At 48.3% G+C, this 23,476-nt stretch carries 20 protein-coding genes and 2 tRNA genes; 13 read left to right on the forward strand and 9 right to left on the reverse strand.

Going from position 1 to position 23,476, the window contains the following annotated elements; genetic code table 11:
• Position 1 precedes the first annotated feature (1 nt).
• Positions 2-1,267: an AMP-binding protein gene (locus ACKU41_RS11700; protein WP_319777552.1), complete on the reverse strand. Its 1,266-nt coding sequence runs from the start codon at positions 1,265-1,267 to the stop codon at positions 2-4.
• Positions 1,268-1,537: 270 nt separating this feature from the next.
• Here ACKU41_RS11700 and ACKU41_RS11705 point away from each other — a divergent pair.
• The 3 genes from ACKU41_RS11705 (at position 1,538) to ACKU41_RS11715 (ending at position 2,750) form a co-directional block, all read left to right on the forward strand.
• Positions 1,538-1,613 (forward strand) — tRNA-Lys (locus ACKU41_RS11705).
• 133 nt (positions 1,614-1,746) lie between these two features.
• Positions 1,747-1,822: transfer RNA gene (locus tag ACKU41_RS11710), tRNA-Lys, on the forward strand.
• Positions 1,823-1,964: 142 nt separating this feature from the next.
• The gene (locus ACKU41_RS11715) at positions 1,965-2,750 is read left to right on the forward strand and encodes a class I SAM-dependent methyltransferase (protein ID WP_321400941.1); all 786 of its coding nucleotides are present in this window, start codon (positions 1,965-1,967) and stop codon (positions 2,748-2,750) included.
• A gap of 50 nt (positions 2,751-2,800) precedes the next feature.
• Here the strand turns inward: ACKU41_RS11715 and ACKU41_RS11720 are convergent, their stop codons facing one another.
• The gene (locus tag ACKU41_RS11720; protein ID WP_321400943.1) at positions 2,801-4,750 is read right to left on the reverse strand and encodes a methyl-accepting chemotaxis protein; all 1,950 of its coding nucleotides are present in this window, start codon (positions 4,748-4,750) and stop codon (positions 2,801-2,803) included.
• 268 nt (positions 4,751-5,018) lie between these two features.
• Here ACKU41_RS11720 and ACKU41_RS11725 point away from each other — a divergent pair, with 268 nt between their 5' ends.
• On the forward strand, positions 5,019-5,720 hold the full coding sequence (locus ACKU41_RS11725) for a FadR/GntR family transcriptional regulator (protein ID WP_321400945.1): 702 nt from the start codon (positions 5,019-5,021) through the stop codon (positions 5,718-5,720).
• A gap of 119 nt (positions 5,721-5,839) precedes the next feature.
• Positions 5,840-7,213: a glycerate kinase gene (locus ACKU41_RS11730; RefSeq protein WP_321400948.1), complete on the forward strand. Its 1,374-nt coding sequence runs from the start codon at positions 5,840-5,842 to the stop codon at positions 7,211-7,213.
• Positions 7,214-7,435: 222 nt separating this feature from the next.
• Here the strand turns inward: ACKU41_RS11730 and ACKU41_RS11735 are convergent, their stop codons facing one another.
• The 3 genes from ACKU41_RS11735 to ACKU41_RS11745 form a co-directional block, all read right to left on the reverse strand.
• Complete coding sequence (locus ACKU41_RS11735) at positions 7,436-7,867, reverse strand: glycine zipper domain-containing protein (protein ID WP_321400951.1); 432 nt, start codon at positions 7,865-7,867, stop codon at positions 7,436-7,438.
• Between the two features lie 19 nt (positions 7,868-7,886).
• Complete coding sequence (locus ACKU41_RS11740) at positions 7,887-8,675, reverse strand: class I SAM-dependent methyltransferase (RefSeq protein WP_319777558.1); 789 nt, start codon at positions 8,673-8,675, stop codon at positions 7,887-7,889.
• 198 nt (positions 8,676-8,873) lie between these two features.
• Positions 8,874-9,506 (reverse strand): peroxiredoxin, encoded by a 633-nt coding sequence (locus tag ACKU41_RS11745; protein ID WP_321400956.1) that lies wholly within the window; start codon positions 9,504-9,506, stop codon positions 8,874-8,876.
• Between the two features lie 245 nt (positions 9,507-9,751).
• Between ACKU41_RS11745 and ACKU41_RS11750 the strand changes: the two genes are divergently transcribed.
• Entirely contained in the window at positions 9,752-12,637 is a 2,886-nt protein-coding gene (locus ACKU41_RS11750) for an insulinase family protein (RefSeq protein ID WP_321400959.1), read from the forward strand.
• Between the two features lie 122 nt (positions 12,638-12,759).
• Here ACKU41_RS11750 and ACKU41_RS11755 read toward each other — a convergent pair whose 3' ends face one another.
• Positions 12,760-13,386 (reverse strand): LysE family transporter, encoded by a 627-nt coding sequence (locus tag ACKU41_RS11755; protein ID WP_319777561.1) that lies wholly within the window; start codon positions 13,384-13,386, stop codon positions 12,760-12,762.
• 270 nt (positions 13,387-13,656) lie between these two features.
• On the opposite strand from ACKU41_RS11755, the gene ACKU41_RS11760 reads away from it, so the two are divergent.
• The 3 genes from ACKU41_RS11760 (at position 13,657) to ACKU41_RS11770 (ending at position 15,792) form a co-directional block, all read left to right on the forward strand.
• Entirely contained in the window at positions 13,657-13,875 is a 219-nt protein-coding gene (locus ACKU41_RS11760) for a flagellar biosynthesis anti-sigma factor FlgM (protein ID WP_319777562.1), read from the forward strand.
• A 76-nt stretch (positions 13,876-13,951) separates the two neighbouring features.
• Positions 13,952-14,821, forward strand: a complete 870-nt coding sequence (locus ACKU41_RS11765) for a ChbG/HpnK family deacetylase (RefSeq protein WP_321400967.1) — start codon at positions 13,952-13,954, stop codon at positions 14,819-14,821.
• Complete coding sequence (locus tag ACKU41_RS11770) at positions 14,821-15,792, forward strand: glycosyltransferase family 2 protein (RefSeq protein WP_319777564.1); 972 nt, start codon at positions 14,821-14,823, stop codon at positions 15,790-15,792. Before ACKU41_RS11765 ends, ACKU41_RS11770 begins: the two co-directional genes overlap by 1 nt.
• A gap of 254 nt (positions 15,793-16,046) precedes the next feature.
• On the opposite strand, the gene ACKU41_RS11775 is transcribed toward ACKU41_RS11770, so the two are convergent.
• The 3 genes from ACKU41_RS11775 to ACKU41_RS11785 form a co-directional block, all read right to left on the reverse strand.
• Positions 16,047-16,772 (reverse strand): OmpA family protein, encoded by a 726-nt coding sequence (locus tag ACKU41_RS11775; RefSeq protein WP_319777565.1) that lies wholly within the window; start codon positions 16,770-16,772, stop codon positions 16,047-16,049.
• 106 nt (positions 16,773-16,878) lie between these two features.
• Positions 16,879-17,655 (reverse strand): MotA/TolQ/ExbB proton channel family protein, encoded by a 777-nt coding sequence (locus tag ACKU41_RS11780; protein WP_319777566.1) that lies wholly within the window; start codon positions 17,653-17,655, stop codon positions 16,879-16,881.
• Positions 17,652-18,818 carry a cyclic nucleotide-binding domain-containing protein gene (locus tag ACKU41_RS11785; protein WP_319777567.1) on the reverse strand — a complete coding sequence of 389 codons (1,167 nt, stop codon included), beginning with the start codon at positions 18,816-18,818 and terminating at the stop codon, positions 17,652-17,654. The genes ACKU41_RS11780 and ACKU41_RS11785 overlap by 4 nt, the downstream gene beginning before the upstream one ends.
• 350 nt (positions 18,819-19,168) lie before the next feature.
• Between ACKU41_RS11785 and ACKU41_RS11790 the strand changes: the two genes are divergently transcribed.
• The 4 genes from ACKU41_RS11790 (at position 19,169) to ACKU41_RS11805 (ending at position 23,429) form a co-directional block, all read left to right on the forward strand.
• A complete protein-coding gene (locus ACKU41_RS11790; RefSeq protein ID WP_321400970.1) occupies positions 19,169-20,554 on the forward strand; it encodes a phospholipase D-like domain-containing protein in 1,386 nt (461 codons plus the stop codon).
• Positions 20,555-20,689: 135 nt separating this feature from the next.
• A complete protein-coding gene (locus ACKU41_RS11795) occupies positions 20,690-21,490 on the forward strand; it encodes a zinc dependent phospholipase C family protein (RefSeq protein WP_321400972.1) in 801 nt (266 codons plus the stop codon).
• 705 nt (positions 21,491-22,195) lie between these two features.
• Positions 22,196-22,447, forward strand: coding sequence for a hypothetical protein (locus ACKU41_RS11800; RefSeq protein ID WP_319777570.1), 252 nt, complete (start codon positions 22,196-22,198; stop codon positions 22,445-22,447).
• A 346-nt stretch (positions 22,448-22,793) separates the two neighbouring features.
• On the forward strand, positions 22,794-23,429 hold the full coding sequence (locus tag ACKU41_RS11805) for a LysE family translocator (RefSeq protein WP_321400975.1): 636 nt from the start codon (positions 22,794-22,796) through the stop codon (positions 23,427-23,429).
• The last annotated feature ends 47 nt before the right edge of the window (positions 23,430-23,476 follow it).

Raw genomic sequence — 23,476 nt, forward strand, 5'->3', positions numbered from 1 at the left:
ATTAGTCCCAGTTACGCTTATCTTCAATGGGTCTGATCTGCGGGGGCAGTGAGCCGGGAGTCAGAACCTTGAGGATGGGGCGCAGCTTGATCTTCTCACGGAAGGTATGCAGCAGTTCATCCTCACGCTTGAAGTTGGAAACCTCGATATTGAGGATCATCTCATCAATGCCGCCGGGGTTGGTAACTTCGATCTGCCAACGTTTGACTTCTTCAAAGTGGGCCATGACCTGCTCAACCTGATGGGGGTAGACGAACATACCCTTGATGCGTGCGGTGGTATCCACACGGCCGACAATATTGCCGAGACGCGGGGTGGAACGTCCGCAGGCACAGGGAGTGCGGTCAATGTAGCTCAGGTCACCGGTGGCGAGTCTGATCAGCGGGTAAGTTTTGTTGAAGGCGGTAATAACGATTTCACCGACTTCACCGTCCTTGAGCGGAATACCGGTGTCTGGATGACAGATTTCAACAAAAGCACGGTTGGTGATGTGCAGACCGTTTTTATGGTAGCACTCATAACCGATGCAACCCACATCTGCGGTTCCGTAACCCTGACGCATGATCAGGTCGAATTTTTTCTCCAGATCGGAACGCATTTTTTCGGAAAATTTTTCTCCGGTGACAAATGCAACTTCCAGATAAAGATCCTTACGAAGGTTCAGGCCCGCTTCTTCCGCTTTCTGAGCAAGGTGCATGAGGTAGCTGGGGGTACCGACATAACCGGTAACACGCAGCTTCTGCATGATTTCAAGCTGGCTGTTTGTAGATCCTGGGCCGGCAGGAACAACAGCACAGTTCAGGTTACGCAGCGGTTCTTCGAACATGAGTCCGGCGGGAGCCAGATGATAGTTGAAAGTAATCTGGGCCACGTCCCCGGAACGGAAACCGGCCGCGTAGAAACCTTCGGTCCAGCCCCAGTAATCCTCGGCGCGGTCTTCGGGATCAAAGATCGGACCGGGAGAAAGGAAGATGCGACGCAGTTCACCAAGATCCTTGGTCAGCAATCCGCCCAGACGTGGTCCCATGGACTGCAGGAAGATCAGTTCTTTCTTTTTTAAAATAGGTATATGCTTAAGATCGGAAAGCTCTTTAAACTTATCGACCTGAAACTGAGCTCTGTCGAAACGTTTTTTTACGTCTTCTGAATAGCGGTAGGCATAGGTAAGCAGTTCCTTGAGCTGCAGGGCGCAATATTGGCGTCTTTCGCTTTCATCAAGGACTTCACGGCGGCTATATATGCCTTCGGTACGGTCTTTACGAGTCATTTATTGAATTCCTCCATAGTTTATTGCCAAATGAGTGTCGGCACTCCACTTAGCGTAGCTAACATATGAAAACAAAACTCATTTGTCAACTTTTTTAACTTTTATCTAATTATTTCAGTTTTTTAATTACATACAACATCAATATCCCCTGACGCCGAGGTATATTGTGCGGTTAAAATTCTAACTTCAAACAAAGAAAAAATAAACTTTTTCATTTTTTTTGTTGACAGGTTCATGCTGTCTGGATAAAAGCTTCTTCGTTCACACGGAGGGTCGTTAACTCAGTCGGTAGAGTATCTGCCTTTTAAGCAGAGAGTCGCTGGTTCGAACCCAGCACGACCCACCAGCAAAAACTCCGGAACAACATCCCGCATTTATCGGGAGTTCTTTTTCAAAATGGCGGTCTATCTTTCTGCTAGAAATTACTTGACAAGCTTCAAGACAACAGCTAATCATGATAGACAAGCTTCAAAATATATGGGTCGTTAACTCAGTCGGTAGAGTATCTGCCTTTTAAGCAGAGAGTCGCTGGTTCGAGCCCAGCACGACCCACCATTTTCAAAGAAAAAGGCACTTCATTTCATTATGAAGTGCCTTTTTTCGTTCTGCCCCTGTTCTTGACACTAACAGACTTAATATCTATCAAATTACGTTTACTCGTTTTCAGGAATATCAAGAACACTTTAAGGAGCATCTGATGGGCAAAAGCAACCGCGTAACAATTGAAATTGCAGGCAAAAAAATACTGAAACACATCAGGGACATTGCCAAAGACGGTGTAATTAAAAAGATGCTTCCCGCAAAAACACCTTCTAAAATTCTTGAAACAAGCGCGGGCGAAGGAATCCTTGCACTGGAACTTCAGGCCACCGGGCACGACGTAACAATCACGAATTTTGCCCAGACAGGTGTAGACGGCCTGCATGAAATAAAACTTGACCTTAACGCCGCAGATTATGAAATAGAAAACGCCCCTTTTGATGCCATCATCAGCAGGGAAGTAATCGAACACATTGAAAGTGTCCCGCACACCTTAAGAATGTTCCACAAACTCCTTGCTCCGGGCGGAACCTTGATCCTCACTTTTCCAAACCGGCTTTGCCTGCGTTCTCGCTTTTATCACTTCTTGACCGGATTCTACCGGGGCATGCCTTCCCCTATCAATCTGGAACTGCCCATGGGAGAGGAACATATTAATCTGATAGGTTACCCCGAAATGGACTACTTTCTACGCAAGACCGGATTCAACATAGAAGAAGTAACCTCTTCAGAAATCAAGAAAAGCGACAAGGCCTGGCTTATTTTCAAGCCGCTCATCTGGCTTGCAACAACATTCTTCATCCTTCTGCATAAAAAAAATCGCGAAGGTTATGAAAAAGCAACCCAGGCACAGCGCAAAGCAAACGCATTTGTGCGGGATGTACTGCTATCCACCCCCGTACTCTGCGGGAAGGACATCATAATCAAAGCCACAAGAAAATAAAAAAAGGCGCACCCGAAAGGATGCGCCTTTTTATTTAATTACGATTAGTATTAAAACCTGTCGAAACCGTCATCTTCAGGGGAAAAACTTCCTGCAGGCAGCATGCGTGCTGGTCCGCTCCCGCTCAGCTTAAAAAAAGTCATGGCCTGTTGCAAAAGCTGGCCCTGACGGGAAAGTTCTTCGGAAGTGGAAGCCATCTCCTCAGAAGCGGAAGCATTCTGCTGGATGACAGAATCAAGCTGCTGGATAGCTTTGTTAATCTGGATGACCCCGCTGTTCTGCTCATTGCTGGCTGCTGCAATTTCCTGCACCAGCTCAGCGGTCTTGCTGATGCTGGGTACCAGTTCCTTAAGCATATCCCCCGCCTTTTCAGCAACAACAACAGATGAAGAGGAAAGCTCACTGATTTCGGCAGCAGCAATTCCGCTACGTTCGGCAAGCTTGCGGACCTCGGCGGCTACAACTGCGAACCCCTTGCCGTGCTCCCCTGCCCTTGCTGCTTCAATGGCTGCATTAAGTGCCAGAAGATTTGTCTGGCGGGCTATCTCTTCAATTATCATAATTTTCTCAGCAATACTCTTCATGGCCTGCACGGCTTCACCCACGGCATCGGCACTCTGTGAAGCCTGAAGCTGCGATTTTTCTGCCACTCCCTCGGTCTGAACGGCATTTTCGGCATTCTGCTTGATGTTGGCAGCCATCTCTTCCATCGAGGAGGAAACCTCTTCAATGGAGGCCGCCTGCTCGGTAGCTCCCTGAGAAAGACTTTCTGCGGATGCGGAAAGCTCTTCACTGCCGCTGGCAACACTGTCTGAGGCATTATTCACATCACCTACGACGCTACGCAACCGGCGAACCATATTACGCATTCCATCCGCCAGTTTACCGAGTTCGTCCTTACGCTTCAGGTTAACTTCAGCAGAAAGATCGCCTTTGCTGACCTCAGCCACAAACTCGAGACCTTTGTTCAAAGGCCCCAGAATTCCATTGCCGATAATCCAGGCCATAATAATTCCGAGAACCACGGCAACTATACTTACAATTGCTACCACCTGTCTGGTATGTGCTGCCTCTCTAAGCATTTCCTGATCAGTCATGATGTTCGCAGCCACGGTCTGCCGCACTTCTGTCAGAAGACTCTGCACAGTTTTAAGTGCGGGAACAGTCACAGTGGCATAAACATTCGAGGCTTCGGCAAAAAGTTCTACTTCCTTTTCATGCCATTGAATCAGTGCGTCAATCCTGCCCAATGTTTCATTGGCATACCTTTCAACATTTTCTGAAAAATATTTTTGCGCCCCGATGCGATCTTCACGAGCCATATATCCGTTCAAATCCTGAACTGTTTCATGGAGTTTAGCATGCGGACCATAAACCTTATCCAGAAGTGCTCCAAATTCGGGATACCGACGGCCCATTTCCTTAACTTCCGCTGAATACAGCCACTTGCCAAGACCACACTTATGAGGGTCTGCCTGACAACTGAGTTGTCTTATTTCAGGATCCATGAGCTGCTTGAGTACGGCGATCATCCAGTTTAGGTGATCCAGCTTCTTTTCCCGCAAAAAACTGCCCATTCCTGGATCAACTTCCTCGTATTTATCCTCAATTTCAATAGCCGACTGGTGCAACTTATTGTGATACTCCTCTACTTCAGCCAGCAGAGGTTTGATTTCAGGCACAAGTTCTTCCGCTTTTTTTCGCTCATCGCTGTAATACCATTTACCAAATCCACACTTATGGGGATCAACCTGCACGTTGATTTCATGTACATTTTTATCTGTAAGCAGTTTGTTGATTTCATTAGTCCAATTAAGATGATCGACAATCTTCTGGACAAAATCGCCACGGAGTTTGTTACCCGCGATGACTTCTCCCGCATTACCGACTATGTTCCCGATCCCGGAAATAGACCACATTCCCAGCGAAACCAATAATAACAAAATGGACCCAAAACCTATTGCAAATTTATAGGCCAGCCTTAGATCTTTCCAACTCATATCCCTATCTCCTCATTTTCTCCCTCAAAAAATCACGCAGAGTCGACGCATGTCACACTCTATTATCTAGTATATATCATAAGATACGTCTCAAAGGAACCATTTAGACACAGTACCTTATCTTCTTATGGTGAGTACACCCTCCGCTTGACTATTTTTTGCCTCAGGTATACTGGTAGGACCAGTAGACATTAAGATGTCGGACCATAAAGAAAGAATCCCGGCCTAACAATACATAACAGGCTAAAATTATTATATGTGCGCAAAAATGTTTAAACCTATCAAGAAAGTCAGAGTTTCGGAAACAGCTGCCAAGCAATTGGAAGAACTGATCCAGAACAAGACTTTTGCAGAAGGCGAACCTCTTCCTTCCGAGCGCCAGCTCATGAAGGAATTACAGGTGGGCCGCGGGTCCATCCGTGAAGCATTGCGTATTCTGGAGATAAAGGGATTTATTGAGACACAGCCGGGTATCGGTGCTTTTGTAAAAAGTTACGAAGGGGATATTTTCAGCCCCCTTTCCACTTGGCTTACTGACAATTACGAGGCGTTACGCCATTTTTTTGAAGTGCGGTCCCTGTTGGAACCCAGCACGGCACGCATGGCCTCGGAACGGATTTCCAAAGAAGACCTTGAGGAACTTTTAAAGACCCACGAGGAATTCAGGAAAACCGTTGAAGAAGAGGACCTGCCCCGAGCCATTATGGTTGATGCGGAATTCCACCGCCTTATCGGTAAAGCCACGGGCAACAAGGTTCTCGCGTCCATTATGGATGCACTTTACAAATCAATGATCGAAGGCTGGAAAGCTCCCCTGAAGATGCCGGGGCAGCCGAATAAGAGCCTCAAAGAACACGAAGAGATTCTGGCCGCGATCAGAAACAAAGACGGCGAACTAGCCGCACAGCTCATGACCTCCCATTTACGAGAGGCCCTGAAAGCTCTGGGCGATGCCGGTTTGAATAAATAGGCAATGCGCGCTTAGCGGGCATTCTCTGCCGGAAGGTGTTGCAACCATGCATGCGGCAGGGTTGTATATGGCGGGGACACGCATTGCCTCCCTTGCAAAACGAACCTGAGGAACACGATATGATGACCAGCGAACAGGAACATCTCCGGCAGATATTCGCCGAAGCACTGGACCGCGTTGACCCATATAAAATCATCACCAACAGGGTTACCCTGGAAGGCGAAATCCTGACTGTCGCCATGGACGAAGGTGATATTGTTGTTGATCTTCAGGAATTCGAACGCATCGTGGTCATCGGTGCAGGCAAGGCCACTGCCAAAATGGCCCTTGCCGTTGAAAAAATTTTAGGAGCGCGCATCGACTCCGGGCTGATATCCGTAAAATACGGACATACTGAAAATCTCAAATTCATCCGGACCATTGAAGCTGCTCACCCTGTACCGGACGACAACAGCGTGCGTGCGGCCAGAGAGATTGAAGAACTGGCCTGCTCCACCACCGACAAAACTCTGGTTATCAATCTTGTTTCCGGTGGCGGATCAGCCCTGCTCTCCAGCCCCATGCATGCAGAGGTGGACGGGAAAAAAATTGAAGTAACCCTTGAGGACAAACAAAACACCACCAAGGCCCTTCTGGCCTGTGGTGCCGATATCAGCGAGATCAACTGCATCCGCAAACATCTTTCATCCCTCAAAGGCGGACGCCTGCTGCGCTGCCTGCGTCCGGCACGCAGTCTGAACTTCATTCTTTCAGACGTTGTTGGAGACAACCTCGACACCATCGCTTCCGGACTGACCAGCTATGACCGCACTACGTATTGCGATGCCATGTCCATCATTGAAAATTATGGATTGCGCGAAAAAATACCGGCTAATGTTGTGCAGGCTCTTGAGCTGGGCAACACAGGCAAATTGCTGGAAACCTTGTCTAAAGACGAGTTCAGTGAAATCCGTGCCGATAACATTCTCATCGGCACCAACCGCATTGCCCTGCTTGGTGCTCGCGACAAGGCTGCAGAACTGGGGTACAATGTGCGAATGCTGACCTCCCGCCTGCAGGGAGAAGCCGCCGATGCTGCCGACATGCTCTGGGCTGTGGCTCAAGATGAACGGGAATGGGAACTGCTGGAAAAAAAACCGGCCTGCATAATAGTAGGCGGCGAAACAGTTGTTACTTTGAAAGGGAACGGCAAGGGCGGCCGTAATCAGGAAATGGCCCTGCAATTTCTCATGCGTCTGGGACAGGATGAACAAAACGGCAAAGCCATCCACTTTCTGGCCGCATCGACTGACGGCAACGACGGCCCCACAGACGCGGCCGGAGGTTTTGCCGACTCAACGGTTCTGGAAAAATCCCGCGAAATGGGACTCTCCATTGCCGAATATTTAAAAAACAACGACTCCTACCACTTCCTTCAAACGGTAGGAGCCTTGTTTAAAACAGGCCCCACCAACACTAACGTCTGCGACGTCCAATTGCTGATCGTTAAGTAGTTGGCGGGATTCCGCTGAAAAGAAGACCGCTGCCATTCTTCCACTTCCCCAGGTAGTGGTCTTCTTTCCAACAGATAGGAGCAAGCACTTCCTTTAGCTGCCATTTAAGACGAGTGCAACCTATTCTATCTATTATAATCAGCACTCACTTTCATAGCCCACGCAAAAATAGCGCGAAACCATGCGGTTTCGCGCTATTTTGATTGATCACAGACAAAAAAACTACTCTTTCAATCTCCAGACCCCGTCATCTCCACGGCAGGCCTTGGCCAAGATCTGTTCTCCGCCGTCTTCAGTAATGGTAACATCGCGGCAGACCTTGCCCTGATTGACATAAGCCGGAGAAGGTGTAGCACTGTAAGACTTACCGGTATCAGGGTTGGTCCACGCAGAAGTTTGACCAGAATGGTTATCTTCCAAAGTTTTTGAGACCTGCTTTTCATCATTCTTGTCCCATTCATTACCGACCACATAACCCATAAGGGCGCCGATTCCGGCACCGATGGCTGCACCCGAAGCCTTATTCTTAAATGTCAGTGCACCGATGGTCGCCCCGGCAAGAGCACCGATCCCGGCACCGGATTGAGCTTTATTTGCACAACCGGAAGCAACAAAAAGAATACAAAAGACAAGCAGCGGAACCAGTTTTTTCATCTGAATCTCCTTGGCAGATTTATTTTGAATCCCGGAAACATTCCGGTTTCAGGGCTTTCCGTTTTGTGGATGTGACGGCTGAGGGCATATGTTTCCATGCGTGCAGCGGATTCATGGGCCTACGGTTGCGAAAATCAACCCGACACCCGGTAAATGCCCCGAAATAAGGAGGATAAATTATTCCATTGAGCTGCTTGAGCGGGGTTCTGTTCTTCCAGCTCCACATAGGTCCGGGCAGCACCGAACGTGTCATTGCCGGGCTGTATCCGCATGTTTTCTTTACAGCCCTTCGCATTTCCGAGGGAGAGAACCAATGCGCCTGCCGCAGGGTTGAAGAGGAAGCCCAGGGCCACATCCTGCCGTGGGTAAAAAAATAAATCGAATGGCGGTTCAAAAAACCGATCAGAATTCCCCCGGCAGAGACTCTGGCCGCCTCAAGCAGCATCTCCTCAGGTTCGGAACAGAATTCCAGCACAGTCCAGAGTACAGTGAAATCAAACTCATTATCCGCAAAAGGAAGGTGTTCCCCATTACAAAGATACAGGGAGGCGCGGCTGCCAAGCCGTTTGTTGGCCGCCTCCAGCATAACCGGAGAGTGGTCCACTCCACTGATATCAAAACCGCAACGGTAAAAGTGATCGAGAAAAAGCCCGGTTCCGCAGCCGATTTCCAACAACTTTCTTTTGCGCCGCGGCCAGCCGGAAATCAGGTGATCCATAAGCCCGACTTCCTGCTCAAGGGCAAACTGCCCCGCAGGAGTCTTGAACCATGTGTCATATTTTTCCGCGTCAAAACCGTCCCAGACCATACTCTACCTCAATTTTTACCTGAATTATCCATCCAGCATTTAGGATAAACGGCAAGAGTAATCCGGTAAAGCAAAAAACAAATAGGCCCGGAACATGGGGAATTCCGGGCCTGCTGTTATGGTTTGGAGGAGAGGAGGTATAGTGTTTATTCAATGTTAACCAAGGTAGACTGTAATTGGTTAACTTATTCTAAGAGATTACTCGCCATTAAGTTCTTCATAAACCTTCCCGACCAGCTTTTCGCTGGGGGTAAGGGTCTTCTCACCGGGAGTCCACTTTGCAGGGCAGGCTTCTTCCGGATGATCCTTGAGGTATACGTTGGCTTCGATCTTACGGAGCAGTTCATTGGCATTTCGGCCTACGTTGTAGAAATTGATTTCCGAAGAAACCAGTGTGCCTTCAGGGTTGATGACGAATGTTCCCCTCAGGGCCAGACCTGTGTTGTGGTCATATACTCCGAAGAAATCGGAAACTTCCCCGGTGGGGTCTGCCGCCATTTTGAACTTCACATTCTGGAGCAGTCTTTCATCATTCTTCCAAGCCAAATGTGTGAACTTGGTATCAGTTGAGACCGAAACCACCTCACAACCGAGTTTTTCCAGCTCAGCATGTTTGTCTGCGAGGTCGGCAAGCTCAGTAGGGCAGACAAAAGTGAAGTCTGCCGGGTAGAAAAACAGGACCAGCCATTTTCCAGATTTACGGATTTCCTCGAAATTGACTTCGGTAAAACCGCAATCTTCCGGGTCATATGCTTCCATTACAAAATCAGGAACATTTTCACCTATTGATGCAGTGGAAAGGACTTCTTCGTAAACTTCAGTGCAACTCATTTTCTTATCTCCTGTCTGTTAAATTCAGAATCAATATTTTAATAACATTTTTTTCTCATCTGTTGAAAGCAGAGTATTAAATTCTTTTTTCTTAGTCAACAATAATCGTAATTTTTACTATTTATTTCATAAACATCTTAAATCGCGAGAATATATTAGAGAAAACCTATGTTTTATTCATTGTATTTGCAAATAGAATAACTTTTAGGTAATTTTCGGCCATAATCAAACATATGGAGATCTAAATGACCAACGAACATGGCTTCAAAGAAATATCGCGCGAATACCTTAGTGAGCTCAACGGCGAGGCCGTAATCTACGAACATGAAAAAACCGGCGGACGGGTTCTGTCCGTAATTAATAATGATGAAAACAAAACTTTCGGAATCAGTTTTCGTACCCCTCCTGAGAACAGCACAGGTCTGCCTCATATTCTCGAACATTCTGTTCTTTGCGGGTCAAAAAAATATCCCGTCAAGGAACCATTTGTTGAGCTTCTGAAATGCTCACTGCAGACCTTCCTCAATGCCATGACCTACCCGGACAAAACAGTCTACCCGGTAGCAAGCCCGAATGAACAGGACTTCCGAAACCTTGTGGGAGTATACCTTGATGCAGTTTTCTTCCCCAACCTGACCCCCAACACCCTTATGCAGGAAGGCTGGCACTACGTCCCTGAAGAAGACGGTTCCCTGAGCTACAAAGGCGTTGTGTTCAATGAGATGAAAGGGGCTTATTCCTCGCCAGACAGCCTGCTTTACGAAGCCACCCAGCATTCCTTGTTCCCGGATATCACCTACGGATTGGATTCTGGAGGTGACCCGGAGGTTATACCCGAGTTGACCTTTGACGAATTCATGGCATTCCATGCCAAGTACTACCATCCCTCCAACGCCTACGCCTTTTTTTACGGAGATGATGATCCTGAACATCGTCTGGTCATGCTGGACGAATATTTTTCCCAGTTTGAAAAGATCGACCCCAAATCAGAAATCGGAATGCAGGCTCCTTTTGAAAAACCCGTCACAGTGGAAAAAAAATACGCGGCATCCGACGACGGCAACCAGAAAGCCATGTTCACGCTTAACTTCGGCATCAGCCACAGCCGCGAATCTATGGCTGATCTTGAACTGAGCGTGTTGGAGCAGATTCTCATCGGACTGCCCTCCTCTCCCCTGCGCAAAGCCCTTAATGATTCCGGGCTCGGTGAAGACATGGCCGGAGTCGGACTGGAAAATGAACTGCGCCAGCTCTACTTTTCCACCGGACTGAAAGGCATAAATGCCGAAGATGCACCCAAGGTCGAGGAGCTGATCTTTTCGACTCTCAAAGAGCTTGTCGCTGAATCAATTGCCCGTGAGGATATTGACGCAGCCCTGAACACGATTGAATTCTCTCTGCGGGAAAACAACACCGGCTCGTATCCGCGCGGTCTTTCAGTAATGATCACCGCCATGACCTCATGGCTCTATGATGAGCACCCTCTTGAGTACGTTCGTTATGAACAACCTCTGGCAGAACTCAAGGCCCGTATTAAAAAGGGTGAAAGGATTTTCGAACCACTCATTGAAGAAATTTTCCTGAACAACAACTACCGCTCCTCGGTGCTGCTGTTACCGGACAGCAAAGTTGGTCCTGAGCGGGAAGAAAGGGAAAAAGCCAAACTGGCTGCCGCCCGCAAGGAAATGGATGAGGCTGATTACAAAGCTGTTGTTGCCAAAGCCGCAGAACTTCAGAAAGAGCAGGAAGCCCACGATGATCCCGAAGCTCTGGCTACCATCCCACGCCTCAAGGTTTCCGACCTAGATAAAGAAGGCAAGGAAATAGTCTGCGAAGAAAAAGGCGAACGTCTCTTTCACGATCTGGATACCAATGGAATCATCTATCTTGATCTAGCCTTCGACTTTGCAGGTCTGGAAGACAGGCTGATCCCCTATCTGCCTCTGTTCGGCAAGGCTCTGGCCCAGACCGGGACCAAATCAACTGATTTCGTGACCATGAGCAGACGTATGGCCGCCAAAACAGGCGGACTATATGTATCCACCATAGCCAACTCCAAACATGCCCAGGACGAAACATACTCCCGCTTCGTTCTGCGCGGCAAAGCCACAGCCGAGCGCAGCGCAGACCTGCTTTCGATCATGAGCGAAATACTGCGGGAAGCTTCTCTGGACAATAAGGAACGCATCCGCCAACTGGTATTGGAAACCAAAGCCCGCAAGGAGCAGGGTCTGGTTCCTTCCGGTCACATCATGGCAGCCACACGCATGAAAGCACGTTTCAACGAAGCCGGGTACATCAATGAACTCATGAACGGAATCTCCGGCCTTGAATTTCTGCGCGATCTGGCCAAACGAGTAGATGATGACTTTGATTCCGTTGTTGCAGATCTTGAAGAAATCCGCTCTACCATCTTAAATCAGGCCAACCTGCTGACCAACGTGACTCTTGACTCCAAGAACTTTGGAGCTGTTGAAAATTCCATCAGCGATATGATCGGGACACTTCCTGTCGGAAGCAGAAATTTGGTTCAGCGCAAACGCAGTGCTTTTTCCAAGGCCGAAGGGCTGTGCATTCCAGCACAGGTCAATTACGTTGCCAAGGGTGCCGATGTGTACGAACACGGCTATGAATATTCCGGTGCAGCGCACGTCATCAGCCGATATCTGCGTACCGGATATCTTTGGGATAAAGTGCGCGTGCAGGGCGGAGCTTACGGCTCCTTCTCCATGTTTGACCGTGCTGCCGGCAGTTTGAGTTTCGTTTCCTACCGCGACCCCAACCTGACCCGCACACTCGATACTTACGATGGTGTTGCCGAGTATCTGGACTCGCTCAAAGTTAACAGTGATGAGCTGGAAAAAGCCATTCTCGGAGGAATCGGGGAAATTGACAACTACATGCTTCCTGACGCCAAAGGCTACACCTCCATGGTCCGCCACTTGAGTGGAGAAGACGCAGCCTTCAGGCAGTCTATCCGTGAACAGGTACTCGGTTGCAGTGAACAGGATTTCCGCAATTTCGGAGCTGCTGCAAGGTCTGTGGCTGAACACGGCGACATAGTTGTACTGGGCAGCAGGAAAGCCATGGAAGAATCCGGGCTTGATCTGGATCTGGTGGATGTTCTGTAAGAAAGATTAGACCCTTTTATCAGGCTAAGGCCTCACAGAAAGGGAAATCGTACTTGAATTCTAAAAAAAGCGGCGAAACCTAAAGTCTTTCGGTTTCGCCACTTTTCTAATGTAGCGGATAATCAGGAAATAAAAAAATTATATCCGTCCCGGATAAGGAATGCAGCAAAAACAAAAAGAGCCAATCCAAGAAAGCGCATGACTATCAGGTAAGCTCTGCTGGAAAGCAAAGATTTGAACCTTCCAACAAGACAGGCAATTGCAATCTTCGCCCCGATTATGCATCCGTAAAAACCTCCCAGAAACAAAATCGGTCCTGCAATTCCGTATTCACTGGCCCCAATGACCGTCGGAGCACCCACAGTTGCCCAAAAGATGTACACATGTGGGTTCATATAATTGGTCAAGATACCTTTCTTCAATGATCCGGGCTTAACCTCGACTCCCGGCAGGAGTATCGCTCTTGCCTTAAAACAATCTATACCGAAAAGAGTGACAACAAGCGCTCCGGCAAATGAAATCACCCCCATAAACAGAGGATGAGTGTTTATCCACGACATCGCCAGCAGGGAAACACAAAGGATAGGCAGGTCAGTCAACAAAGGAGCAAAAGCAACTTTTACCCCTTCCCTGCTCCCATGAGCCATGGTCTGGCTGAGAACAAGAGTCAGCAATGGTCCGGGAGTCATTCCCGCGCCAAGACCGAGAGCTGCCCCGGCAGCTAAATACCCGAATATATCTGCATTCATTTTGGATGGTTTGTTAAAAGTGACTAAGATAAGATCGTTTTAAACTCAAGATTTTATCAAGTTCAGGGACACTAAATTAATTCATAACTTCCGGCAACTTTGCAGCAAGGCATCCTTGCTGTTTACAAAAAAAGTTCATTTTTACAGACCATTGTAAAAAACACCAATTTATGAATTCAGCACTAAATATCTTGGGAAGATGGACGATAGGATTATTAACCACACACAAAAAACATAAACAGTACAGTTGAAAAAACTCCGGGAGGGGAGATGTCTTTCGACAAGACTGATACAGACAGCATCTTGCTGTCCTGCATATTTTCGCCCGAAAAGCAGGATTCTTCATTCAATGAAGAAAATTCTGCAGATCGGCATGAAAAGATTACCAAACTCCGCGACCAGATCAGGGCCGGGACCTATCGCCCTGCCATCGGCGAAATCGCCATCAACCTGATCCGCTCCCAAGCCAAAATCAGCGGTTTCAGCTGATTCAACCCCATTCCACACCATTTTGCTTTACCTTCATGCCACATGCATTTAAACTGCCGGGTCTGAAACCGGAGGTATGATGCTAGTTGTAATCAATGTGGATGATCTCGGGCTGCATCCGGCTGTTCGTCGGGCTGTTGATCGGCTTGCCGAAGCCGGGGTTGTAACCTCGTCTACCACCCTTGCTAACGGGCCTGATTTATCTGAATCCTTGCTACTGCAGGATAAATATGAAGGCTTGGGGCTTGGAGCGCACCTGAATCTGCTGCGCGGCAAACCCATTTCCAACCCGGACCATATCCCCAGCCTTGTGGATGATGACGGACTGCTTTTCGGCAACTATACATCCTTGCTGTTGCGCTACGTGTCCGGAAAGATCAAGCTTTCCGAGGTAGAAAAAGAATGGTCCGCCCAAGTGGAGTACCTGCTCGACCACAAGGTCCGCCTGACCCATTTTGACAGTGAAAAACATATTCATGCGTGGCCCGGTTTATACAATCTGGCCGGAAGAATAGCCTGCAAATACGGTATCAAATGGATACGCCGTCCATTTGAACACACCCCCTTGAACCGTTTGGACAAGGCCATGCTGCGCACACGTTTTTTACAGCTTTGCCTAGGGGCAAGCTTTCCCGACAAAAAGCCGCGCACGGCTGATTGCGTCTGGGGTATTGGAGACCAGAAAGAAAATCTTGACCCGCATCTTTTTAAAAAATATGTCGAGACTTATCGACCTGAAATAGTAGAAATAGTATGCCACCCCGGTCTTCCTCAAGAGGGAGACGGTCCGCTGCCGTCCGAATTCGGTCCCATGCGGGTTGCATCTCAGTGGAAAGAAGAGTCGGAATCCTTACTGCACAAGGAATGGCTGCAAATATTCAAAGAACTGGGAGCAATCCCGGTAAACTACGGACAGATCGATCCCCGTAGCGGAGAAATTAAATAATGCAAAAAGCCGATGAATGTACAAGAGATATAGAAGTCAGCATTGTTACGCCCATGCACAATGAGGAAGGCTGCGTTCGTGAATTTCATAAACGCATTACCGCAGCCTTGCAGGGAATGAACACCACCTATGAAATTCTGCTGGTCAATGACGGCTCCACCGACAGCACGGAATCCATCATCCGTGAGCTCGCAGCAAATGACCCCAACCTCAAGGGAGTAATGCTGGCCCGCAACCGTGGACAATGTACCGCAATCTACGCAGGAATTCAGGAAAGCAAAGGATGCTACGTTGTTATCATGGATGGAGACCTGCAACACAAGCCGGAAGAAGTTCCTTCTTTGATTGAAGAGATCCGCAAGGGCTACGACCTTGTTTCCGGCTGCCGCACCAACCGCGGTGAATCCATGATCAAACGCAAGCTGCCCAGCAAGATCGCCAACTATCTGATGCGTGCAACAAGCGGCTGTCAGGTAAAGGATATGGGTGGTCTTTCTGTACTTAAAGGCAAACTGGCCCGCTCCATGACCCTGCGTGAAGGCCAGCACAGATTGATCCCCGCTCTTGTTTACGGCATGGGCGGTTCAACTTCAGAGGTACCCATATCAGCGCCCCCGCGCTTTGCAGGGGAAAGCCACTACGGCCTGTCACGGTCCATCGATGTCCTGTTTGACATCGTAATGCTCTGGTTCCAGTCCTCATTCAAGCAACGTCCCATTTATCTGTTCGGGCGTATCAGTCTGGTCATGTTCATGATCGCCTCGTTGATCATGGTCTGGCTGCTCTATCAAAAAGTTTTCTTCGGGGTCCACATGGGAACCCGTCCGCCATTCCTGGGCTGCATCCTGCTCTACCTAAGCTCGCTGGGCTTCATGTCTACGGGTTTCATTCTTGAATCGCTGGCTAATACCTATGACGCGGTTATGGGAACCAAGACGTATCAGATTCGAGAAATTATTGAGAAAAAATAAAGATGTCTCCGGCGGATCTCCGAAGGCTTAAAGCCTTTTGCAAAAGGGTTTAACAATCCCCAATACTTGCAATAATTAACGGGTCAGTTGATTTTTCAACTGACCCGTTTTCTTTAAAACAGACTAATGGCTTACAGCCCCCTCTCTCAGTCAACCGATACTTCTGAAACCGACTATTGATCTTCTCAGAAATGGCCTTTTCACCGGGAACTACTGCTGTTAAAGCCTTTACTTGGGGATTAGCCCCCAAGAACCTACTTCTTTTTAGCCGGGTAAACCAACAGGACCACGCGGCGGTTGCGCTTCTGGTTTTCCGGAATGGCCCTGCCGTTCTCATCCTCGTTCGGATAGGCAGGTGCTGTATCGGCCATGCCCAGCACCTTGATTCTGGACTTGCTGAACCCGGCATCAAGCAAATAGCGGGCGACGGCGCTGGCCCTTGCTGAAGAAAGCTCCCAGTTGGACGGGAACTGCCTTGATTTCATGGGAATGTTGTCCGAGTGCCCTTCAACAACAACGTCATAAGGAGACTTGGCGAGTGTAGGAGCGATCTTGGCCAACACTCTTCGGGCACCGGGGGTCAGGTCGGCCTGACCGCTGGGAAAAAAGAACCCGCCCTTGAGCACAATGGCTACGGAATCGGGCCGCATCTTGATCTTCAGGGCATCTGATTCACGCCCAACCAGACGAGCCATTTCCAATTGCATTTCAAAAATATTGCGCTGCTTCTCACTGATAACCCGGCGGGCAACGGATGCTCCTTCAAATGTATCTGACTCCCCTTTCGGAGGCACGGGAACCCCCATGGCAGAAGCCAGGGAATCTGAAACATCCTCGTACTTTTTCTGGTCTACATCGGCAATGGCCAGCAAAAGCACAAAAAAGCAGAGCAGCAGAGTCATCATATCCGCAAGAGTCAGGGCCCATCCGCCCTCTTCTCCGCCCTGTGCTGGCTTTTTCAGGCTGAAATCATCCGACATAGTTCTATCCGCCTAATGTTGCGCTAACTAAACTCGCCCATATACATTTATAAAATAATTTTCGTCTGTTTTCCCTGAAATATATATTCATATTAAGAGGGACACACTACTTCTTGGCCTTGACTGTGGCCCATTTGCGCGGAGGCAGGTAGCCCTTGAGCTTATCCATGACAATTGCGGACGGGGTTTTATCCTTGATGAACAGAATACCGTCGCGGATAACCCGCATGAGCAAGGTAATCTCGTCAATTCGTTTCTCCACCTTGATCGCGATGGGCATAAACAGCATGTTGGCGAAAAGAGCACCGTAGAGGGTTGTAGTCAATGCTGTTGCCATAGCCGGGCCGATAGCGGCAATATCACTGCCCATCCCCTGCATCATGGCAATGAGACCGATCAGGGTCCCGATAATACCGAAGGCCGGAGATAGTGTGGACATGGTCCGGTAAATCCCGGCAGCACTGTACTCCTGCTCATGATACTGCTGGATGCGGTTATCAAGAATTTCCTTGATCTCTTCCTTGGAATAACCATCCACAAGCATCTGCAACCCTTCGCGCAGAAAATCGTTCTCAATATTTTTCAGACTTCCCTCAAGATGTTCTTCGCCCTTTGCGGATACGTCTTTAGAGAGGTTGACGATAACATTGATGTAGTTCTCAAGAGGCAGTTCATCAGCCCCCATGGCCATCATGAACACACCCAGCACCCGCATTACTTCACGCAATGGATAACAGATGAAGGTGGAAGCAATGGTCCCGCCTCCGACAATGGCTATACCGGGCAGGTTGATGAACACCCCCACCGAATCAGTAGAGGTATAGGTGGCAACCATCAGGATGGCGATACCGCAGAATATACCGATTATGGTGGCTATATTCACTTTTTATCCCCCCCTTTAATCTCCCGGACCATTTCAAAAAGTTCAGTGAGCACATCTTCAGCCTCGGTCTCGTCCACATTATCGCGCACTTCATCCTGAACGATTTTGGCAATCTTCTTGGCGAGGTTTGCCAGAATCTTTTTACGCGCATCATCCTCTGCAATACTCATCAGGACACCGAGCTTGTGGTAGCCCAGACGGTTAAAAACCTCCTTGAGAGTAGCATTATCAACATAGACGATATCTTCGATATCCTCCAGATCATCGATGGACTTCTTCTTTTTCTTGACCTTGCTGAAATAGTCCGGCTCTTTTTCAGAAGCCCAGTCACTGACCTTGTTACGATCGAACAGGAACATGGTTTCTGGAAAATCTTCCTGTGCTATTTTTTTGTAGATAATCTTGGGATCGCTCTCCAGCATTTCGGAAATTTCATAAATATCCACTATCTGCAACTCAGATGTGGGGGTATATGCGTTCTGCTGCAGCTCCTTGTACAGGTTGTTGGCAACCTCAAGGAAGTTATCCGGATCAGAAATCTGTATGAATCGGTCAGGAAAGGCCTTGCCTGTACGCAAATCAATGGCATCAATGATTTTCAGGCTCTTAAGTTTATTGATAACCGCGTCAATATCACTCTGGGAAACGAGAATAATACTGCGGATGGTCTTGCAGAGCTTGGTGTAATCAAGTCCCAGATCATGATTACGTTCCTTACGGGCCTGCTCCCGGTCCATGCTGAGGTGGGTACGGTAGGCAAGGTCGAGGATATTGCAGATACTGGTAAAATTGCTGCGATGCCCTTTGGTGGAAATCATTTCACCGGTCCGGGCCAGACGCTTGACCAGAAGGCGGGTCATGTACTGAATGGTCCGGGGACACTGGTCCAGCAACTTAAGGATAATCTGATCGGTGAGAATAACGAGGTCACAGTACTCGGCTGCTTCGGCATTGGCCGAACGGGTTCCTTTGGAAATGATGCCCATTTCACCAAAAATTTCACCCTCGCCAAGGCGGGCCAGAATAATCTTTTCATTATTCTGGACCTTGTAGATATTTACCGCGCCTTTTTTAATCATATAGGCAACGGAACTCTCCTGTCCTTCCTTGAAAATTTCCTGCCCTTTGTAAAAAGACTTGATGTTAGGACTGCTGGACCCCATTAAATAACTCCCTCGATATTGCCCTTTTCAAGGCGAGATAAGTAAACTCACATGCGGATGCTCCGGTTCGGACGCAAAGAGTATTCAGCAAATCAACTGGTTATGCGGTATTGGAAATCAACTGCTTTCAGTTGTTAACATATATTAGATCACTATAAAGAACAATACACCTGAGATTTATCTTAAACTATAGCACAATCTGGTCCTTACAGGCACCACTTTTGTTGCCTCCGGCCAGCCGAAAGGGTAATTTCCACCAGCTATTAAATAGTTACACAGAAAGGCAATTACTGTTAAGCTCGGATCAACGCGATCAAAACATCACCAGACAAGAATTCACAGGAATTGATATGGAATGGAACCTCTTATTCGGACACCTCGCGGTTGTAGGCGGTTTTTTACTGGCTGCCATACTGGTCATGTCCATCCTGCGCAAACAGCGCACATCATCAGCAGCTTTTGCATGGCTGCTGGCAATATTTTTTGTGCCCTATGTGGGAGTCCCCTTCTATCTCATGTTCGGGGGTCGAAAACTCAAACGTGATGCCCACACCAAAGCGGACATCCACCTTGAAGTACAGGAAACAATCCCTCTAACCGAAGCCGATCCCATTGACACCATGCTCCGCGAATACGATATCCCTGGTGCAACCAGCGGCAACGAAGTCCGTCTCTGCCCCACAGGTATCGATATTTATAATGAGCTGGTTAAGCTCATTGAGAATGCCGAACATCAGATCCTGATCACCACCTTCATTCTTTCGCGGGATGAAGTGGGTAAAGATATTGTGAGAAGGCTGGCCCGAAAGGCTGCTTCCGGAGTAACCGTTCGTCTTCTTCTGGATGACATCGGCTCCATGTTTACGTCTCGGCGATTCCTGAAAGAACTTATCGCTAACGGCGGTAAGGTCGCCTACTTCATGCCCCTGTTCCGCGCCCCTTTTCATGGTAACAGCAATTTACGCAACCACCGCAAGATCGCCATTGCCGACCAGACCTGTGTGCTGGCCGGGGGAACCAACATTGCCAACGAATATATCGGACCCGAGCCATGCCCGGACCGCTGGACGGACCTTTCCTTTGTCTTGAGAGGTCCTGCGGTGCGCCATTACATTGAAGTTTTCCAATCGGACTGGCTTTTTGCCTACGGTGAAAAAGTAAACATAATTCCTCCGTGCACCAAAGGTTCCGACATAAGCGGAAAGGGAGTCATGCAGGTTGTGCCATCCGGTCCTGACGTCCCCCGCGACCCGGTGCATGATGCCCTGCTTACCGCTGCTTTTACGGCTGAAAAAAGACTTTGGATCGTCACCCCCTACTATGTGCCGGACGAAGCCCTGGCACAGGCCCTGCGTCTGGCCGCTCTACGAGGAGTTGACCTACGGGTGGTGGTCCCGGCCAAATCCAACCACGCATTGGCCGACCTTGCGCGGGGAACCCACCTGCGCGAACTGGAGCAGTGCGGCGGACGGGTAGTCAAATACCCGCACATGGTACACGCCAAGGTTATTGTTGTTGATGACCGGCTGGCGGTTGTTGGCTCTGCAAACATGGATATGCGCAGTCTGTTCCTGAATTACGAGATTGTCATGTTCACCTACTCTGAAGCGGATGTTAAGCCGGTCAGCGACTGGGTTCAGGGGCTGATAAACGAAAGCAGCGAGGGAACACCTCAAGTTGGAATGATCCGTGATACAGTGGAAGGAGTGGCAAGGCTGGTGGCTCCCCTGCTTTAAACTTAATGAATTGACCTCACGCAGGGAGAATCTTATCTTATTGATATGGGTAAATTAATACTGGTTTTATTTTTTTCCGCGCTGCTGGTCTTAGGCTTTGCTGCAAGCTGCTTCGCATGGGGACCGGGAGTGCATATGGCTATCGGAAATGCTGTACTTTCAAACACGGTGCTACTTTCCAACAGCGTAGCCAAACTTCTGCTCTCCAACTCAGCCATATTCCTCTACGGTTGTCTAAGTGCGGATATATTCATCGGCAAAGGCAGCAAGGCCAAACGGCTGCACAGCCACAACTGGCAGACCGGCTTCAATCTGCTTGATGAGTCTAATGATGAACACATGGAAGCGTACTCCCTAGGCTATCTATCCCATCTGGCGGCAGACATCATAGCCCACAACTATTATGTACCCAACCTCATGCAGCAGGCCCGCTCCGGGGGCAGGCTGAGCCACGTATACATAGAAATGCTGGCTGATGATCAGGTAGACTGGTCCGCGCAGGAAGCAGCCCGGCTTTTCCGCAAGGCAAATCAGGATGCGGACTTCAGCCTGCGCAAACATATGGATGCCAAGAAATACAGCTTCCTGTTCAAAAAAAAGGTCCTGCATCAAAGCATCGGATTGCTGGAATACAAAGCGGTCAGCAAATCCCTGAATATATCCAAAAAAGTAGTCCCGGCTTTTCGTCAGGCATACCTGCGCTCAATCATCGACTATTCATATCGCCTTGTGGTGGATATGCTCAATTCCCCGCAGAATGCCGTGGCCCTGAACTTCGACCCCATCGGCGCCGACAATATCAGGCTTGCAAAAGAAGAAAACAACTGGAAAACCGCACTTAAACGTAATGTTCCTTTCTCGCCCCGCTTTGAAATTGATACACGGATTACCAGCCTGCCCAAAATTGCCGGAGTAGAAAATCTGTTTAAGAGATAGGCGACGGAAAAACTTTTCTGCGCCCATTATCCGTTGGACCACACTTATTAGACCTGAATTATCCGAATATTATTCTAAACGCAGACGTTTTACATTCCAAAAAATCGCTTGTTTTTTCAAAACCATGAATTTGATTCGCCTAAAACCATCCGAAGTTCTAACACAAGCATCTTTCATGCATGTCTAATGCAATTTTATATTTTTTAATGTTGTACACACCAGTACAACATCAATAACACATAGGCACTGCATTAAAGTATACATCTCTACTTCACGACACACAGTGCAGGACAATAGATTCTCACTTGTCCCGACCCTATCCCTGCCCTTATCTTTTTTTACAAATTTGACATCTTTTACATTTTATAAAAAATTATCTTTTATATACCAACTATATAGAGATTCAATCATTGTCCCAATATTGTAAAAGCGTGTACCCACAAGACATGCTTGGGAAATTTTTCACCTACGTATTGATTTCAAAATCAATGCTGTCTGAATACTGACATTAAAACAATTCATGCACACATCTTTTCATACAAACATATGAAATTAAAAGGAAATAACCCAAAAGATAACTATGAATATTATTTGCCATGTATTTTTTAATTTTACATTGCCAGCTGTTGACTTGCATTGGGCTCGGGCATAGGTGGGAATTGTGAACAACGCAAATTAAACCAATTTTTTTTGGAGGAATATAATATGTACGCAATCGGAACCATCAAGGCTTGGGCAGCCACCCGCACAGCACGTAACGGCGGCGAAGTAAACCACAGCATGCACGCAGTGCTGACCATCGCATCCCTCGGCCTCTGGCTTCCTGTCTGGACCGTGGCTGCAATCCGCGAAACCAACCGTGCAAAGATGAGAAGCTCTCTTGTGGACCTGCGCCACATCGAGCGTCTTGAAATCTCCCCCGAATACCGCAGACAGCTTGCACGCATGTCTCGCTAGGGAGAGTCTTCAAGCTCATTAAAATGATTATGCTTTCAAATAAATATAGGTTTATTTCGAAGACATAATCCCAAGATTTAAAATTTATGCCGCTCTGCTAGAGTTGAGCTGAAACATATTAAACCCCGGTCCCTTGTAGTCCATTGCGAGCGGACCGGGGTTATCCAAATGAGAATCCCTTTCCGGGGTTGCTTTTCATAACGGTTGAAATATACTTAACCGACCTTCCCGCCTTTTCACCTGAAACGGCAGTCCTGTTTCCCGCGCCAAAACAGAACCTTGATTATTGCTGCACGTCACAACTTGTGCCGTGTCTTTCCGCATTTTAACTCAACGAGGTTCAATCATGTTTGAATACGATCTTGCCCACTGGACAACCTTCTTTTTAGCCGCCTTGCTGCTCAACATCGCACCGGGACCGGACATGGCTTACATACTCAGCCATACCATTACCGGAGGTAGAAAGGCCGGATTTGCCGCCATGTTCGGAATCTGGTCCGGAGCTTTCCTCTATGTAATACTGACCGCCCTCGGACTTGCCGCCATTGTGGCTGCATCGGCCACTGCCTTCGGTATTGTGAAATGGGTAGGCGTTGCATATCTTTTCTGGCTGGCCATCGGCGCCTTCAGATCCAAGGGGAGCATCTTGAATATAAACAAAAACTCAAATCAGTTGAATTCAACCTCCATCTTCAAGCAGGGTATGTTCATCCACCTGCTCAACCCTAAGGTCGCAACATTTTTCATCGCCTTCCTGCCTCAATTTGTTGTGCAAGGGGCAGGTCCGGTCTGGGCCCAGCTCATGCTCCACGGCACGCTGATCATTGTAACCGCCGCATTTGTTGAGCCACCGCTCATCTATGCCGGCGACCGCATCACCGGGAGACTTCGTAAAAGTCAGAAACTGCAAAGATGGCTGGACCGCGCACTTGGCTCGGTATTTATTGCGTTCGGGATTAAGCTGGCACTGTATGAGAGGTAGGAGAATGAATACGCAAGCACCCTTTATTTAACCACCCCTATCTGCTA

Source organism: Maridesulfovibrio sp. (assembly GCF_963678865.1).
In the GTDB taxonomy this organism is placed as follows: domain Bacteria; phylum Desulfobacterota; class Desulfovibrionia; order Desulfovibrionales; family Desulfovibrionaceae; genus Maridesulfovibrio.

What these genes read in the sequence shown, in the direction of transcription:
- ACKU41_RS11700 (WP_319777552.1), bottom strand. Translation starts at nt 1,267, where the DNA reads ATGACTCGTAAAGACCGTACCGAAGGCATATATAGCCGCCGTGAAGTC.
- ACKU41_RS11715 (WP_321400941.1), top strand. Translation starts at nt 1,965, where the DNA reads ATGGGCAAAAGCAACCGCGTAACAATTGAAATTGCAGGCAAAAAAATA.
- ACKU41_RS11720 (WP_321400943.1), bottom strand. Translation starts at nt 4,750, where the DNA reads ATGAGTTGGAAAGATCTAAGGCTGGCCTATAAATTTGCAATAGGTTTT.
- ACKU41_RS11725 (WP_321400945.1), top strand. Translation starts at nt 5,019, where the DNA reads ATGTTTAAACCTATCAAGAAAGTCAGAGTTTCGGAAACAGCTGCCAAG.
- ACKU41_RS11730 (WP_321400948.1), top strand. Translation starts at nt 5,840, where the DNA reads ATGATGACCAGCGAACAGGAACATCTCCGGCAGATATTCGCCGAAGCA.
- ACKU41_RS11735 (WP_321400951.1), bottom strand. Translation starts at nt 7,867, where the DNA reads ATGAAAAAACTGGTTCCGCTGCTTGTCTTTTGTATTCTTTTTGTTGCT.
- ACKU41_RS11740 (WP_319777558.1), bottom strand. Translation starts at nt 8,675, where the DNA reads ATGGTCTGGGACGGTTTTGACGCGGAAAAATATGACACATGGTTCAAG.
- ACKU41_RS11745 (WP_321400956.1), bottom strand. Translation starts at nt 9,506, where the DNA reads ATGAGTTGCACTGAAGTTTACGAAGAAGTCCTTTCCACTGCATCAATA.
- ACKU41_RS11750 (WP_321400959.1), top strand. Translation starts at nt 9,752, where the DNA reads ATGACCAACGAACATGGCTTCAAAGAAATATCGCGCGAATACCTTAGT.
- ACKU41_RS11755 (WP_319777561.1), bottom strand. Translation starts at nt 13,386, where the DNA reads ATGAATGCAGATATATTCGGGTATTTAGCTGCCGGGGCAGCTCTCGGT.
- ACKU41_RS11760 (WP_319777562.1), top strand. Translation starts at nt 13,657, where the DNA reads ATGTCTTTCGACAAGACTGATACAGACAGCATCTTGCTGTCCTGCATA.
- ACKU41_RS11765 (WP_321400967.1), top strand. Translation starts at nt 13,952, where the DNA reads ATGATGCTAGTTGTAATCAATGTGGATGATCTCGGGCTGCATCCGGCT.
- ACKU41_RS11770 (WP_319777564.1), top strand. Translation starts at nt 14,821, where the DNA reads ATGCAAAAAGCCGATGAATGTACAAGAGATATAGAAGTCAGCATTGTT.
- ACKU41_RS11775 (WP_319777565.1), bottom strand. Translation starts at nt 16,772, where the DNA reads ATGTCGGATGATTTCAGCCTGAAAAAGCCAGCACAGGGCGGAGAAGAG.
- ACKU41_RS11785 (WP_319777567.1), bottom strand. Translation starts at nt 18,818, where the DNA reads ATGGGGTCCAGCAGTCCTAACATCAAGTCTTTTTACAAAGGGCAGGAA.
- ACKU41_RS11790 (WP_321400970.1), top strand. Translation starts at nt 19,169, where the DNA reads ATGGAATGGAACCTCTTATTCGGACACCTCGCGGTTGTAGGCGGTTTT.
- ACKU41_RS11795 (WP_321400972.1), top strand. Translation starts at nt 20,690, where the DNA reads ATGGCTATCGGAAATGCTGTACTTTCAAACACGGTGCTACTTTCCAAC.
- ACKU41_RS11800 (WP_319777570.1), top strand. Translation starts at nt 22,196, where the DNA reads ATGTACGCAATCGGAACCATCAAGGCTTGGGCAGCCACCCGCACAGCA.
- ACKU41_RS11805 (WP_321400975.1), top strand. Translation starts at nt 22,794, where the DNA reads ATGTTTGAATACGATCTTGCCCACTGGACAACCTTCTTTTTAGCCGCC.